The sequence below is a fragment of the uncultured Dechloromonas sp. genome (assembly GCF_945957265.1).
GTDB lineage: Bacteria > Pseudomonadota > Gammaproteobacteria > Burkholderiales > Rhodocyclaceae > Azonexus.
The window spans coordinates 1-14,100 of record NZ_CAMFKO010000045.1; the positions used below are offsets into that span (position 1 = coordinate 1).

12 protein-coding genes are annotated in these 14,100 nt (G+C 67.4%); 1 reads left to right on the plus strand and 11 read right to left on the minus strand.

Annotation, left to right across the window (positions count from 1 at the left end; translation table 11 throughout):
• Positions 1-141 precede the first annotated feature (141 nt).
• Genes pyk through gcl form a run of 6 tightly spaced genes read right to left on the minus strand, consistent with a single transcriptional unit; the run spans position 142 to position 6,804 of the window.
• Positions 142-1,560: a pyruvate kinase gene (pyk, locus tag Q0P59_RS17705; RefSeq protein ID WP_295008846.1), complete on the minus strand. Its 1,419-nt coding sequence runs from the start codon at positions 1,558-1,560 to the stop codon at positions 142-144.
• Positions 1,557-1,973, minus strand: coding sequence for a heme-binding protein (locus tag Q0P59_RS17710; protein ID WP_295008848.1), 417 nt, complete (start codon positions 1,971-1,973; stop codon positions 1,557-1,559). Before Q0P59_RS17710 ends, pyk begins: the two co-directional genes overlap by 4 nt.
• A 32-nt stretch (positions 1,974-2,005) precedes the next feature.
• The gene (locus Q0P59_RS17715; protein ID WP_295008850.1) at positions 2,006-3,268 is read right to left on the minus strand and encodes a glycerate kinase; all 1,263 of its coding nucleotides are present in this window, start codon (positions 3,266-3,268) and stop codon (positions 2,006-2,008) included.
• 36 nt (positions 3,269-3,304) lie between these two features.
• Positions 3,305-4,183 carry a 2-hydroxy-3-oxopropionate reductase gene (locus Q0P59_RS17720; protein WP_295008852.1) on the minus strand — a complete coding sequence of 293 codons (879 nt, stop codon included), beginning with the start codon at positions 4,181-4,183 and terminating at the stop codon, positions 3,305-3,307.
• 32 nt (positions 4,184-4,215) lie between these two features.
• Positions 4,216-5,001, minus strand: coding sequence for a 2-oxo-tetronate isomerase (otnI, locus tag Q0P59_RS17725; RefSeq protein ID WP_295008854.1), 786 nt, complete (start codon positions 4,999-5,001; stop codon positions 4,216-4,218).
• A 27-nt stretch (positions 5,002-5,028) separates the two neighbouring features.
• The gene (gene gcl, locus Q0P59_RS17730) at positions 5,029-6,804 is read right to left on the minus strand and encodes a glyoxylate carboligase (protein ID WP_295008856.1); all 1,776 of its coding nucleotides are present in this window, start codon (positions 6,802-6,804) and stop codon (positions 5,029-5,031) included.
• A 110-nt stretch (positions 6,805-6,914) separates the two neighbouring features.
• On the opposite strand from gcl, the gene Q0P59_RS17735 reads away from it, so the two are divergent.
• Positions 6,915-7,829, plus strand: coding sequence for a LysR family transcriptional regulator (locus Q0P59_RS17735; protein ID WP_295008858.1), 915 nt, complete (start codon positions 6,915-6,917; stop codon positions 7,827-7,829).
• On the opposite strand, the gene Q0P59_RS17740 is transcribed toward Q0P59_RS17735, so the two are convergent.
• The 5 genes from Q0P59_RS17740 to Q0P59_RS17760 form a co-directional block, all read right to left on the minus strand.
• On the minus strand, positions 7,826-9,616 hold the full coding sequence (locus tag Q0P59_RS17740; protein WP_295008860.1) for a methyl-accepting chemotaxis protein: 1,791 nt from the start codon (positions 9,614-9,616) through the stop codon (positions 7,826-7,828). The two genes, Q0P59_RS17735 and Q0P59_RS17740, sit on opposite strands and share 4 nt — an antisense overlap.
• A 13-nt stretch (positions 9,617-9,629) precedes the next feature.
• On the minus strand, positions 9,630-10,145 hold the full coding sequence (locus tag Q0P59_RS17745; protein ID WP_295008862.1) for an AmiS/UreI family transporter: 516 nt from the start codon (positions 10,143-10,145) through the stop codon (positions 9,630-9,632).
• A gap of 1 nt (position 10,146) precedes the next feature.
• Positions 10,147-11,439, minus strand: coding sequence for a phosphopyruvate hydratase (gene eno, locus Q0P59_RS17750; RefSeq protein ID WP_295008864.1), 1,293 nt, complete (start codon positions 11,437-11,439; stop codon positions 10,147-10,149).
• Positions 11,440-11,557: 118 nt separating this feature from the next.
• On the minus strand, positions 11,558-12,415 hold the full coding sequence (locus Q0P59_RS17755; RefSeq protein ID WP_295008865.1) for an outer membrane protein OmpK: 858 nt from the start codon (positions 12,413-12,415) through the stop codon (positions 11,558-11,560).
• 27 nt (positions 12,416-12,442) lie between these two features.
• Positions 12,443-13,840, minus strand: a complete 1,398-nt coding sequence (locus tag Q0P59_RS17760) for a nucleobase:cation symporter-2 family protein (protein ID WP_295008868.1) — start codon at positions 13,838-13,840, stop codon at positions 12,443-12,445.
• Positions 13,841-14,100 lie beyond the last annotated feature (260 nt).

Genomic DNA, 14,100 nt, shown 5'->3' on the forward strand with positions numbered 1-14,100 from the left:
GCGGCCTCGTCGACGTGGGCGTTGGCGGCGAGGAAGGTGTCTTTGGCGTTCATGGTCGCCTCCATGGGGAGAGAAAAAGCTGCTTACCCCGCGCTAGACCGCGGGGTAAGCAAAAATCCGGATATTCAGGGGACCAGCAAGCTAGTCGGGGACTCTTGCCACGTGCAAGAGATTGGTACTGCCTGAATGACCGGAGGGGAGGCCGGCGATCACGATGACATCATCGCCGGGAGCAGCAAACCCATGCTGGACAGCGACCCGGCCGGCATCGACGACCATGGTCTCGAGATTGGCGGCTTCCTGGAAGGCCACCGGATGCACGCCCCAGGCCAGCGCCAGGCGGCGCGCGGTTTCGGTGCGCGGCGTCAGGGCGACGATCGGCGTCTTCGGGCGTTCGCGGCTGGCGCGCAGGCAGCTGAAGCCGCTCACCGTATAGGCGATGGTCGCCGCCGGTGCGAGCAGCTCGGCAACGCGGCGCAGCGCGCAGCAGATCGCGTCCGGTGTCGTCGCCTCGGCCGCGCTGTGGCTGGCGTCGAGGCCGATGCGCCAGGCGGGATCGAACTCGACCTCGCTGATGATGCGGTCCATGATCGTCACCGCCTCCACCGGGAACTGGCCGGAGGCCGACTCGGCGGACAGCATCACCGCATCCGCCCCTTCGTAGATCGCCGTGGCGACGTCCGACGCCTCGGCGCGCGTCGGCACCGGCGACTGGATCATCGACTCCAGCATCTGCGTGGCGACCACGACCGGCCGGCCGGCCGCCCGGGCGGCGCGCACGATGCGGCGCTGGATCACTGGCACCTGCTGCGGCGGCAGCTCAACGCCGAGATCACCGCGCGCCACCATGACGCCGTCGGCCAGCGCGACGATACGGTCGAGATGCTCGATCGCCTGCGGCTTTTCCAGCTTGGCCATGATCCAGGCCCGGTCGCCGATCAGCCAGCGCGCTTCCTCGATATCTTCCGGACGCTGGACGAAGGACAGGGCCACCCAGTCGACACCGAGCTCCAGGCCGAAGGCCAGGTCGCTGCGGTCCTTGTCGGTCAGCGGCGAGATCGGCAGCATGACGCCGGGCACATTGACGCCCTTGCGGTCGGACAGCGCGCCGCCGACGAGCACGGTGGTTTCGGCGAAATCCGGCCCGAAGGCATCGACACGCAGGCACAGCTTACCGTCGTCGAGCAGCAGGTGGGTGCCGACCTGCAGCGCGGCGAAGATTTCCGGATGCGGCAGGTTGGCCCGGCCGGCATCGCCTTCGGCCTTGTCCAGGTCGAGGCGGAAGCGGCTGCCCTCGACCAGGGTCGTCTTGCCGCCGGCGATCTTGCCGATGCGCAGCTTCGGTCCCTGCAGGTCCATCAGGATGCCGATCGGCCGGCCGATGTCGGCTTCGACCTCGCGGATCGTCCGATAGCGCTCGGCGTGGTCGGCATGGCTGCCGTGGCTGAAATTCAGGCGGAAGACATCGGCCCCGGCCTCGGCCAGGGCGCGAATCTGCTCTTTGGTGGAACTGGCCGGCCCCAGCGTGGCCAGTATCCGCGATCTGCGAAAGCGCCTCATGCCCCGCCCTCCCGCGCCAGGATCGCGGCAACGCCGGCGCGCGCCACCTGCGCGTCCTCGCCGGCCTTGACGCCGGAAACGCCGACCGCGCCGACGATCGTGCCATCGACGACGATCGGCTCGCCGCCTTCCAGCGGCACAACCGGCATGGCCAGCGCGGCAAAGCGGCCGTTGTTCACCATGTCCTCGAAGGCCTTGCTCGGCTTGCCGCTGAGCACGCAGGTACGGGCCTTTTCGGGCGCCACCTGGGCGCTCATCAGCGGCGCGCCGTCCATGCGCTGCAGCCACAGGGCATGACCGCCGGCATCGCAGACGGCGATGCTCACCGCCCAGCCGCAGGCAATCGCCTCCTGCTCCGCCGCGGCCGCTATCTGGCGCACGTCGTCGAGCGTCAGGGCTTTGATTTGTTTCATTCTTGTCTCCTTGTTATGGGGATCGGCTGCGCTCAGACGATCAGGATGGCGCGGAAGTCGTTGACGTTGGTCAGCGTCGGCCCGGTGACCAGCGCATCGCCCAGCGTTTCGAAGAAACCGTGGCCGTCGTTGGCATCGAGGCTGGCCAGCGGCTTGACGCCGGCGGCCCAGGCCCGGGCCAGGGTGCAGGGAGTGACGAAGGCGCCGGCGATTTCCTCCAGCCCGTCGACCCCGTCGGTATCGCCGGCCACCGCGAAGACGCCGGGTTCGCCGTTCAGGCCGATGGCCAGCGCCAGCAGGAATTCGACGTTGCGCCCGCCCCGGCCCTGGCCGCGCACGGTGACGGTGGTTTCGCCGCCCGACAGCAGCACGCAGGGGCCTTCCGCCGGCTGCCCGCGACGGGCGGACTGCAGCGCGATGCCGGCCATCACCTTGCCGACGTCGCGCGCCTCGCCCTCGATGCTGTCGCCGAGGATCAGCGGCTTGACGCCGGCCGCCTCGGCGACGGCGGCGGCGGCTTCGAGCGCCATCTGCGGCGTCGCGACGAGATGGGTGGTCACCCCGGCCAGGCGCGAATCGCCGGGCTTGACGGTTTCCCCCTTGCCGCTTTCGAGCAGGAAGCGCGCGCCCTCGGGCAGTTCGATGCCGTAGCGGCGCACGATGGCCAGCGCATCCTCGCAGGTGGTCGGGTCGGCGACCGTCGGGCCGGAGGCGATGTCCATCGGGTTGTCGCCCGGCACGTCGGAAATCAGCAGGTTGACCACCCGCGCCGGGAAGCAGGCGGCGGCCAGGCGGCCGCCCTTGATCGCCGACAGGTGGCGGCGCACGCAATTCATCTCGGCAATGGTCGCGCCGGATTTCAGCAAGGCGCGGTTGATCGCCTGCTTGTCCTCCAGCGACACGCCCTCGCCGGGCAGCGGCAGCAAGGCCGAGCCGCCGCCGGAGATCAGGCAGATCACCAGGTCGTCCGGCCCCAGGCCGTCGACCAGCTTGAGCAGGCGAACGGCCGCCTCGCGCCCGGCGGCATCGGGCACCGGGTGCGCCGCCTCGACGATCTCGATGCGCTCGCAGGGCACCGCGTAGCCGTAGCGGGTGACGACCAGCCCTTCGAGCGGCCCCGGCCAGTGGCGCTCGAAGGCCTGCGCCATGGCCGCCGAGGCCTTGCCGGCACCGATCACGATGGTGCGGCCTGGCGGCGGCGCCGGCAGGTAGGGGGGAATGCAATGTTCCGGTTGCGCCGCGTTGACCGCGGCGGCGAACATTTTTCCGAGCAGGTCCCGGGGCGTGCTATTCATGCCGATGACTCCTTGCGAGGTGAAAAGATGGCAGCCTTACTGGCCGATTTCGAAATTTGCCATCTTTTCCAGTGCCTTGACCATCGCCGAGTGATCGAGGCCGGCGCCGCCGTGCGCCGCGCAGGTGTTGAACAGCTCCTGCGCCGTCGCGGTGTTGGGCAGCGCCACGCCGAGCTGGCGGCCGGTGGCCAGCGCCAGGTTCAGGTCCTTCTGGTGCAGTTCGATGCGGAAACCCGGGTTGAAGGTGCGATTGACCATGCGCTCGCCATGCACTTCGAGGATGCGCGAGGCGGCAAAGCCGCCCATCAGCGCCGAGCGCACCTTGGCCGGATCGGCCCCGGCCTTGGCGGCCAGCAGCAGCGCCTCGCCGACGGCTTCGATGGTCAGCGCGACGATGATCTGGTTGGCCACCTTGGTGATCTGGCCGTCGCCGTTGCCGCCGACCAGGGTGATGTTCTTGCCCATCAGCTCGAACAGCGGCTTGACCTTGTCGAAGATCTCCTGCTTGCCGCCGACCATGATCGTCAGGCTGGCCGCCTTGGCGCCCACTTCGCCACCGGAAACCGGCGCGTCGAGGTATTCGCAACCGAGGGCGTTGATGCGCTTGGCGAAATCCTTGGTGGCGACCGGCGAGATCGAGCTCATGTCGACCACGATCTTGCCCTTGCTCAGGCCGGCGGCGACGCCCTTGCTGGCGAACAGCACGTCCTCGACGTGCGGCGTGTCGGGGACCATGACGATGATCACTTCCGAATGCTCGGCGACATCCTTGGCGTCGGTGCACACCACGGCGTGGTTCAGGGATTGCGGAATGGGGCCATGCGAATACACATACAGCGTGTGACCGCCGGCGATGAGGTTGGCCGCCATGGGTGCGCCCATGATGCCGAGACCGATGAATCCGATACGTGCCATTTTCTTATCTCCTGCTCTGTTGGAATTGGGGGTTAGTTGCCTGCCGTCAGGCGGTCGATCCAGCCCAGGCCCTCACGGGTGCCGGCGGCCGGCTTGTATTCGCAGCCGATCCAGCCGCTGTAGCCAAGCCGGTCGATGTGGGCGAACAGCCACGGGTAGTTGATCTCGCCGCTGCCCGGCTCGTTGCGCCCGGGGTTGTCGGCAAGCTGGATGTGGCCGATCTGCGCCAGGTTCCTGGCGATGGTGTTGCCCAGTTCGCCTTCCATGCGCTGCGCGTGGTAGATGTCGTACTGCACGAACAGGTTGTCGGAACCGACCTCGGCGATGATCTCCAGCGCCTGCGCCGTGCGGCTCAGGAAGAAGCCGGGGATGTCGTAGGTGTTGATCGGCTCGATCAGCAGCTTGATCCCGGCCGCCTTGAGCTTGTCGGCGGCAAAGCGCAGGTTGTCGACGAAGGTGCGGCGCGCCGTGTTCTGGCAGGCGCCGGCCGGGACGATGCCGGCCAGGCAGTTGACCTGGGTGCAACCCAGCGCCGTCGCATAGGCGATGGCACGGTCGACGCCGGCGCGGAACTCCTCGACCCGCTCCGGCAGCACCGCGATGCCGCGTTCGCCGCCCGCCCAGTCGCCGGCCGGCAGGTTGTGCAGCACCTGCGTCAGGCCGTGCTTCTTCAACTCGGCGGCCAGCACCTCGGCCGGGAAGTCGTAGGGAAAGAGGTACTCGACCCCCTTGAAGCCGGCTTCGGCGGCGGCCTGGAAGCGTTCGACGAAAGGCAGCTCGGTGAAGAGCATGGTCAGGTTGGCGGCAAACTTCGGCATGGGAAACTCCTCCTTTGGCTTTGTCTTTTAGTCGAGCATCGAGATGGCGGTCGGCGCGTCGGCGCCGGTTGCGGCCAGTTCCTCGAACTCGTTGATGGCGTTGATCTCGACGCCCATCGAGATATTGGTGACGCGCTCGAGAATGATCTCGACCACCACCGGCACGCGGAACTCCTCCATCCAGGCGCGGGCCTGGGCGAAGGCGGGCTGGATGTCCTCCGGCTTGCGCACGCGGATCGCCTTGCAGCCGAGACCTTCGACGACGGTGACGTGATCGACACCGTAGCCTTCGGTTTCCGGCGCGTTGATATTCTCGAAGGCGAGCTGGACGCAGTAGTCCATGTCGAAGCCGCGCTGCGACTGGCGGATCAGGCCGAGGTAGGCGTTATTGACCACGACGTGCAGGTAGGGCAGCTTGAACTGGGCGCCGACGGCGAGTTCCTCGATCATGAACTGGAAGTCGTAGTCGCCGGAGATCGCCACCACCTTGCGCGACGGGTCGGCGGCGCAGACGCCGAGGGCGGCCGGGATGGTCCAGCCGAGCGGGCCGGCCTGGCCGCAGTTGATCCAGTGGCGCTCGCGATAGACGTGCAGGAACTGCGCGGCGGCGATCTGCGACAGGCCGATGGTCGTCACGTAGCAGGTGTCCTTGCCGAAGGCGGCGTTCATCTCTTCATAGACGCGCTGCGGCTTCATCGGCACCTGCTCGAAATGCGTCTTGCGCTGCAGCGTGCGCTTGCGCTCCTGGCAGTCGGCCAGCCAGGCCTTGCGGCAGCGCAGCGAGCCGGCCGCCTTCATGTCGCGGGCGACGGCGATCAGCTGGTCGAGCGCGGCGCCGGCGTCGGAGACGATGCCGTAGTCCGGGCCGAAGACGCGGCCGATCTGGGTCGGCTCGATGTCGATATGGACGAACTTGCGGCCTTCGGTATACACCTCGACCGAGCCGGTGTGGCGGTTGGCCCAGCGGTTGCCGATGCCGAACACGAAGTCGGAGGCGAGCAGCGTCGCGTTGCCGTAGCGGTGCGAGGTCTGCAGGCCGACCATGCCGACCATCTGCGGGTGGTCGTCGGCGATCGTGCCCCAGCCCATCAGGGTCGGGATCACCGGCACGCCGGTCAGTTCGGCGAATTCCTGCAATTTGGCGGAAGCATCGGCATTGATCACGCCGCCGCCGGAAACGAGCAGCGGGCGCTCGGCGGCGTTCAGCATCTCCATCGCCTTCTCGGCCTGGGCGCGGGTGGCGGCCGGCTTGTGCAGCGGCAGCGGCTCGTATGTGTCGATGTCGAACTCGATCTCGGCCATCTGCACGTCGAACGGCAGGTCGATCAGCACCGGCCCCGGGCGGCCCGAGCGCATCAGGTGGAAAGCCTGCTGGAAGACGCGCGGCACCAGGGCCGGTTCGCGCACGGTGACGGCCCACTTGGTGACCGGCTTGGCGATCGATTCGATATCGACGGCCTGGAAGTCTTCCTTGTACAGGCGGGCACGCGGTGCCTGGCCGGTGATGCATAGAATAGGTATCGAGTCGGCCGATGCGGAATAGAGGCCGGTGATCATGTCGGTGCCGGCCGGGCCGGAGGTGCCGATGCAGACGCCGACATTGCCGGCCTTGGCGCGGGTGTAACCCTCGGCCATGTGCGAAGCGCCCTCGACGTGGCGGGCGAGCACGTGATTGAAGCCGCCATTCTTGCGCATCGCCGAGTACAGCGGGTTGATCGCCGCGCCGGGAACGCCGAACACGGTCCCGACACCTTCCTTTTTCATCACCGCGGCGGCGGCGTCAACTGCTCTCATCTTTGCCATATCTCACTCCGTATTTATGTGGGGGTTATTGCGATGGATTCAGGATAGCGATAAAGCCCGGCGGCTTGAATTGCTGCTACCATTGCTTCTGTCGATACTTGGAGTACCGAATGGACCGCTATACTGAAATCCGCAGTTTTGTCCTGGTCGCCGAAAAGGGCAGCTTCGCCGCCGCCGCGCTGATCGAGGGCGTCACGCCGGTGGTCATGGGCCGCCGCCTCGACGGGCTGGAGGCCCGCCTCGGCGTGCGCCTGATGCACCGTTCGACGCGCGGCCTGACGCTGACCGCGCTCGGCGAACAGTTCCTCGAACAGTGCCGGCAACTGCTGCGCGATTTCGACAGCGTCGAAAGCGGCATCAGCGCCGACCGCAGCTCGGTGCGCGGCCACCTGGTGATCTCCGCCCCGGCCGCCTTCGGGCGCCGCCACATCGCGCCGCATGCCCCGGCCTTCCGCGCCGCCTACCCGGAACTCAAGCTGTCGTTCAACTTCACCGACAGCGTCGTCGACCTGGTGCGCGAGGGTTACGACATGGCGCTGCGCATCGGCGAAGTCACCGATCCCAACTACGTCGCCGTGCCGCTCTACCCCAACCGCCGCGTCGTCTGCGGCACGCCGGACTATTTCGAGCGGCACGGCGTGCCGCGCGTGCCGGAAGACCTGGCCGACCACAACTGCCTGGCCTTCAACCTGCAGGGCGGCCAGCAGCGCGGCTGGAACTTCATGCGCGACGGCCGCCTCACCGCCGTCCGCGTCGACGGCGACCTCGCCTGCAACGACGGCGAACTGCTCTACACCTGGGTCAAGGAGGGGCTGGGCATCGGCTGGCGGTCGACCTGGGAAATCCAGGCCGAACTCAAGCGCGGCGAGCTGGTCACCGTGCTCGACGAGTTCGCCGCGCCGAGCTACCCGATCCAGGCCGTCTACCCGCAGCAGCGCTACCTGCCGGCCAAGGTCCGGCACTGCATCGACTACCTCAAGGAAACCTACAACCGGCCGGGTTACTGGGAGGGCGGGCACGCCTAGACTTCCATCAACGGCCAGTCAGTGGTGTCGAAACCGAAGCGCAGGGCGCCCCAGTGGCGCTGGCCGACGCTGACCGGCAGCGACAGCTCGGTCAGGATGTCGCCGTTGTCGCGGGTATAGGTCTGGATGAGGAAGGGCTTGGCGCGGTTGCGCGCCGCCAGCAGCGCATCCGGCGTGTCGAACAGGCGCTTGTGCCGGCTGCGCTCGCGGTCGACGAGCGGGTCGCCGCTGGCCGGATGGGCGTAGCGGCTATTGTGCGTCGGCGCGTAGCCGTTCTCGTCGACCAGCACGCAGAAGCGGCCCCAGGCGAAACGATTCAGCACCTGGTCGATCACCGCCCGGATCGGCTTTTCCAGGCGCGCGTCGTAGCCGGTGCGGTACTGCGCCGGCTCGGTGCCGGGCAGCGGCCGGTACTGGCGGTCGAAGACATCGACGCCCTGCCCCTGCGCCTGTTCGAGCAGCGCCTGCAGCTCGCCGCGCGCCGCCTGCATGGCGTTGATGATGTCGTGGAACTCCCCTTCGCCGACGATGAAGCGCAGCACCAGCTCCTGGATCTTGCCCGACGAGGCGTCGAGCCGGTCGGCGACCGCCTGGCTGTCGCCGAGATGGCCGCAGACCTGCCGGCTGAGCCCGGAAATATCGACCACGTGGCCGTTGACCGAACGGTTGCCGGCGGCGAAATCGCCCAGCGAGCGGGCGATCTCCGCCAGGGCGCCGGCGGCGCGCTCGAAATCGCCCATCATCACGGCGAAGCTGCCGGATGTGCGATCCATGACCTGGCGGGCATGCGCCGCCTCGACCGTGATCTGCTCCGTGGCGTGGCGGGTGTTGCCGACCAGGTCGAGCATGTCGTCGATCTTGCCGGAAATTTCGTCGGTCGCCGCCTTGACCCGCTCGGCCAGGCCGCGCACCTCGTCGGCAACGACGGCGAAGCCGCGCCCGGCCTCGCCGGCCCGTGCCGCCTCGATGGCGGCATTGAGCGCCAGCAGGTTGGTCTGGTCGGAAATGCCCTTGATCAGCGCGACGATGGACTTGATGTTCTCCGAGCGCCGGCAAAGGTCGGCGACCGTTTCCCTGAAGACGACGGTGCGCTCGCTGATCTGGCTCACCCGGTGCGCCGCGTCGCCCAGCTCGTCGTGCGAGGCGCGGGCGATCTGCAGGTTGCCCAGCGTATTGGCGGCAATCTCCTCGGTGGCGCGGCTGACCTCGTCGATGCCGGCTGTCGTCCGGTTGCTGGCTGCCGCCACCTCGCCGGCCAGCCGTTCCTGGACCTCGGCGATCGACGTCGATTCGCTCAGGTTGCGCCGCGATGCGGCGACGCCGACGCCGATGCGGAAGGTCATCAGGCGGGCGTTGTTGAGCAGCTGCCGCATCTTTTTCAGGAAGCGGTTGTAGGCCACGGCGAGGTCGCGCAACTCGTCGTGCGTCAGCATCGGCAGGTCGCGCGTCAGGTTGCCGACGCCGGCGCCGATTTCGTTGAAGATGCCGATGATCGCGGCAATCGGCCGCACGATCAGGAAACGCAGGTACCAGACCATGAAGGCGATGAAGGCGAAGCCGGCCAGCCACAGCCCGACGCCCCAGCCGAACAGCGCATCCATCGCCGGCAACGCCTGGCTGGCCGGCGCCTCCGCCGGCAGCCGGCGGATTTCCTCGCGGGCCAGGTAGATCTGCCCGAGCAGCGCCAGTTGCAGCAGGCAGACCAGGAACAGGCTGCAGAACTTGCGGGTCAGTGAATTCCAGACCAGGCGTTCGCTCAGGTCGTACAGGGTGCGCAAAACAGTCATGCTTGCCTTCAGTTCAGCCCAGGCGGCCGGTCAACAACAGGTAGCCGGGCAGCCAGCCGGTGAGGATGCCCTGGACGATGGCGACGCCGGCGATCGGACGGCCCCACGGCCTGGCGCAGACCAGCTGCAGGAAAAAGAGGAACCACAGGCCGGCCCAGGCCGCCCACGACAGCGCCTGCCACCAGTCCCATGCCGTTTGGGCGGCGGCCAGCGCTTCCGCCGCAATCGGCAGCACGCTCAGCGCGACGAACAGGCTGAACCAGCCCAGCCCGCGTCCGTCGCTGCCGTTGTAGCGGTTGCAGGCAACCCACAGGTAGATGAAGGCGAAGAGCAGCGACCAGGCGGCGCTGCGCACCGAGACCGCGTCGGCCTCGGCGCCGAAGGCCAGTTTCAGCGCCACCGCCAGGCTGAGGCCGCCGGTGAACACGTTGATCGCCGCGATTTCCCGGTCGTCGATGCGCCCGAGCATCCACAAGCCGTTGAGGATCAGCACGGCGCCGACGTAGAAGAGAACCAGCCCCTGATACATCTCAGCCCCGCCCGAAGGCCGCGCTGCCGGCGAAACGCGCCGCACCGCCCAGCTGGCGCTCGATGGCGAGCAGGCGGTTGTATTTCTCGATGCGGTCGGAACGGCTGGCCGAGCCGGTCTTGATCTGGCCGCAGGCGGTGGCCACGGAGAGGTCGGCAATGGTCGTGTCGCCGGTTTCGCCGGAACGGTGCGAGGCGATGGAAGCGTAGCCGTGCTGACGCGCCAGGCGCATGGCGGCCAGCGTTTCGCTCAGGGTGCCGATCTGGTTGACCTTGATCAGGATGGCGTTGGCGATGCCCTTCTCGATGCCGCTGGCGAGGATCGCCGGGTTGGTCACGAACAGGTCGTCGCCGACCAGCTGCACGCGCCGCCCCAGGCGGTCGGTGAGCAGGCCCCAGCCGGCCCAGTCGTCCTCGGCCATGCCGTCCTCGATGCTGAGGATGGGGTAGTCGTTGACCAGCCCGGCCAGGTAGTGGCTGAACTCGGCGCTCGACAGGTTCTGCCCTTCGCCGGCCAGCACGTAGCGGCCGTCGCGGTAGAACTCGGAAGCGGCGCAGTCGAGGGCCAGGCCGATCTCGCGGCCCGGCACGTAGCCGGCCAGCGTGATGGCCTCGACGATCAGGTCCAGCGCATGGCGGGTCGAGCCGACATTGGGCGCGAAACCGCCCTCGTCGCCGACCGAGGTCGGGAAGCCGGAACGGTCGAGCAGGCCGCGCAGGGCGTGGAAAACCCCGACCCCGGCGCGCAGGGCGTCGCTGAAGCTGGCGAAGCCGTGCGGGACGATCATGCATTCCTGGATATCCAGGCTGTTGTTGGCGTGCGCGCCGCCGTTGACGACGTTCATCAGCGGCACCGGCAGCAGCGGCGCTTCACCCGCCTCGCCCATCCCGGCCAGCTGCCGATACAGCGGGCGCCCTTCGGCCTGGGCGGCGGCATGAGCGCAGGCCAGCGAGACGGCGAGGATGGCGTTGGCGCCGAGCCGGGATTTGTCGGGCGTGCCGTCGAGTTCGATCAGGCGGCGGTCGATGCCCGCCTGGTCGCGCACATCCATGCCGCGCAAGGCGTCGGCGATCGACCCCTCGATGTGGCCGAGGGCCTTCAGTACGCCCTTGCCGCCGAAGCGCGCCGGATCGCCGTCGCGCAGCTCGAGCGCCTCGCGCTTGCCGGTGGAAGCGCCGGAGGGGACGGCCGCCCGGCCGCATTGCCCGTTGCTCAGCGTGACGGTGGCTTCGAGCGTGGGATTGCCGCGTGAGTCGAGGATCTCCAGCCCGTTGATGGCAGAAATTTGGGTCATGTCTATTCCGAAAAGGTGAAAAAAAGGTGCCCTCCGGCACCTTTGCGCGAGCTGCCCGCTACGGGCGCTCGCCGAATGCCGGCGGCCCGTCGGGTCGCCGGCCATTGCCGAAAACGGCTTAGAAGTGGAGTTCGGCCTGCAGCGTCGGCGTCGTCGTGCGGATGCCGTCCTTCGGGGCGCTGTTGGTGGCGCTGCGGTCGTGGTAGCCGAACTTGTTGTTCCAGTATTCGTAGCCGACGCCGACCCACAACAGGTTCTTGCGGTTGAATGCCAGCTGGCCGGCATCGAGCATCAGCGACGTGCGCATCAGGGTTTCCGGCGCGGTATTGACGCCGTTGTAGTCCTTGCCCTTCTCGGTCAGGTAGTTCAGGAAGCCCTGGAACTTCAGCGGCAGCGGGCCGGCCTGGAAGGGAATGCCCCAGGCCACGTTGAACATCAGCTGTGTGTCGAAATTGACGTTCTTGGAAACCGTCCCGAAGCCGTTGTGATTCGACTCCTGCGCCGCCAGCAGGCTGACGTCGAGGAAACCGGGAACGTTGAACTTCAGCGTCGGGCCGATGGCCAGGAAGCGCTTGCGCGGGGCGACGGCGGTATCCTTGGTGTTCAGGTCGAAGCCGGCGGTCAGCGCGACATCCTTGACCGGGCCGAAGGAGAAGTCCTTGCTCAGCGCCTTGCCGAGCTGCAGCTGGTGGCGGTAGGTGAGGTAGAACTCGGTGGCGCCGGTGCCGCCGCCCTGCGCCGGGTCGTTGCGGTCGGACTGGAGCACGTCGAGGTTGAAGAAGTTCTGGCCCAGCGCGTAGCCGCTGACGTGGCCGAGCTGCAGCACGCTCTTGGTGACGTCCCTGGTGTTGTTCGGCTCGCGGAACTCCTCGCCGTAGCGGTAGCCGATGAAGGTGTCGCTCCAGTCGGCGGCCTGGGCCTGGCCGGCCAGGCAGGCGAGGGTTGCGGCCAGGGAAACTGCGGTTTTCTTGTGCATTTGAATTATCTCCGTTGTGGTTGTTTATTAGTGTGCGTGGGCCGGGGCGGCGTCGACCGAGCCCTTCTTGCCGGCGCCGTTCAGGAACAGGTTGAGCAGCACGGCCGAAATGGCGGCAAGCAGGATGCCGCTGTGCAGCAAGGGGCCGAGGGCCTTGGGCATGGCGTGGAAGAAGGTCGGCGAAACCAGCGGGATCATGCCCAGGCCGAGGCTGACGGCGACCACGTAGAGGTTGTTGCGGTTGCTGCCCAGGTTGGCGCCCATCAGGATCTTGATGCCGGTGGCGGCGACCATGCCGAACATCACGATGCCGGCGCCGCCGAGCACGAACTGCGGCACCGAGGCGATGATGTGGGCCATTTTCGGGAGCAGCGCGAAAGCCATCAGGATGCCGCCGCCGACGACGCAGACCCAGCGGCTCTTGACCCCGGTGACGCCGACCAGGCCGACGTTCTGCGAAAACGAGGTATGCGGGAAGGTGTTCAGCAGGCCGCCGACCAGCGTGCCCAGGCCGTCGACCCGCAGGCCGCGCGTCAGGTCGTCGCGCGTCACCTTGCGCCCGGTCAGGTCGCCGATGGCCAGGAACATGCCGAGCGACTCGACCATCACGACAATCATCACCAGGCACATCGTGGCGATCGACACCGGGTCGAAGATCGGCATGCCGAAATGCAGCGGATCGACCATGGCCACCCACGGCGCGTTATCGATGCCGGCAAAGCTGACCTTGCCGAGCGCCATCGACACGCCGAAACCGACCAGGATGCCGAGCAGCACCGCGACGTTGGACATGAAGCCGCGACCGAAGCGGGTGATCAGCAGCACGCTGACCAGCACCAGGCCGGCGATGGCCAGGTGCTCGGGCGCGCCGTAGCTCGGATTGGGCACCATCTGGCCGCTGGCGACATCCTTGATCATCGGCTGGCCGCCCGCTGCCCAGTTCACCGTGACCCGCATCAGCGAAATGCCGATCACCGAGATGATCGTGCCGGTGACGACAGGCGGGAACAGCGGCAGGCAGCGCGAAACGAGCGGTGCGAACACCATGCCGAAGATGCCGGCGGCGATGCCCGAGCCGAGAATCGCGTTGATGCCCAGTTCCGGGTTGCCGGCCATGGCCACCATCGGACCGACGGCGGCGAAGGTGACACCCATCATCACCGGCAGGCGGATACCGAGCTTGCCGACGCCAAGGGACTGGATGATGGTGATCAGGCCGCAGCACAGGAGGTCCGAATTGATCAGGAAAGCGATCTGTTCCTTCGGCATCTTGAGCGCGCCGCCGACGATCAGCGGTACCGCGATGGCCCCGGCGTACATCACCAGGACGTGTTGCAGGCCGAGGGTGAAAAGGCGTACCGGCGGCAGCACCTCGTCGACCGGATCGACCTTGTTGGGAATTTCCCCCGTTGTTTTCTCCGACATTGAAACTCTCCTACCTTTGGGTTTTAAGGCCGCCCCCCTGCGCCAAGGCATGAGGAAGCGACACACCGTACCGTTGAGCGTTTTCTTGACCGTCGGATATCGACCGGGGGATAACCCGTTTCGACGCGGTCGGCAGGCTCATGGCCTCGCTCTTGGCAACAGTGTGATTGCAGTGTAGAGAGCCGTGGAAGGACCGCAATCACCGGACTGCGATACGCAACATAACGAATTTCGTATTATTGCGACGCAGCAAGCGACAC

Bases quoted from the DNA above. Each gene is read 5' to 3' on its own strand.
- pyk (WP_295008846.1), bottom strand. From the start codon at position 1,560: ATGAGGCGCTTTCGCAGATCGCGGATACTGGCCACGCTGGGGCCGGCC.
- Q0P59_RS17710 (WP_295008848.1), bottom strand. From the start codon at position 1,973: ATGAAACAAATCAAAGCCCTGACGCTCGACGACGTGCGCCAGATAGCG.
- Q0P59_RS17715 (WP_295008850.1), bottom strand. From the start codon at position 3,268: ATGAATAGCACGCCCCGGGACCTGCTCGGAAAAATGTTCGCCGCCGCG.
- Q0P59_RS17720 (WP_295008852.1), bottom strand. From the start codon at position 4,183: ATGGCACGTATCGGATTCATCGGTCTCGGCATCATGGGCGCACCCATG.
- otnI (WP_295008854.1), bottom strand. From the start codon at position 5,001: ATGCCGAAGTTTGCCGCCAACCTGACCATGCTCTTCACCGAGCTGCCT.
- gcl (WP_295008856.1), bottom strand. From the start codon at position 6,804: ATGGCAAAGATGAGAGCAGTTGACGCCGCCGCCGCGGTGATGAAAAAG.
- Q0P59_RS17735 (WP_295008858.1), top strand. From the start codon at position 6,915: ATGGACCGCTATACTGAAATCCGCAGTTTTGTCCTGGTCGCCGAAAAG.
- Q0P59_RS17740 (WP_295008860.1), bottom strand. From the start codon at position 9,616: ATGACTGTTTTGCGCACCCTGTACGACCTGAGCGAACGCCTGGTCTGG.
- Q0P59_RS17745 (WP_295008862.1), bottom strand. From the start codon at position 10,145: ATGTATCAGGGGCTGGTTCTCTTCTACGTCGGCGCCGTGCTGATCCTC.
- eno (WP_295008864.1), bottom strand. From the start codon at position 11,439: ATGACCCAAATTTCTGCCATCAACGGGCTGGAGATCCTCGACTCACGC.
- Q0P59_RS17755 (WP_295008865.1), bottom strand. From the start codon at position 12,415: ATGCACAAGAAAACCGCAGTTTCCCTGGCCGCAACCCTCGCCTGCCTG.
- Q0P59_RS17760 (WP_295008868.1), bottom strand. From the start codon at position 13,840: ATGTCGGAGAAAACAACGGGGGAAATTCCCAACAAGGTCGATCCGGTC.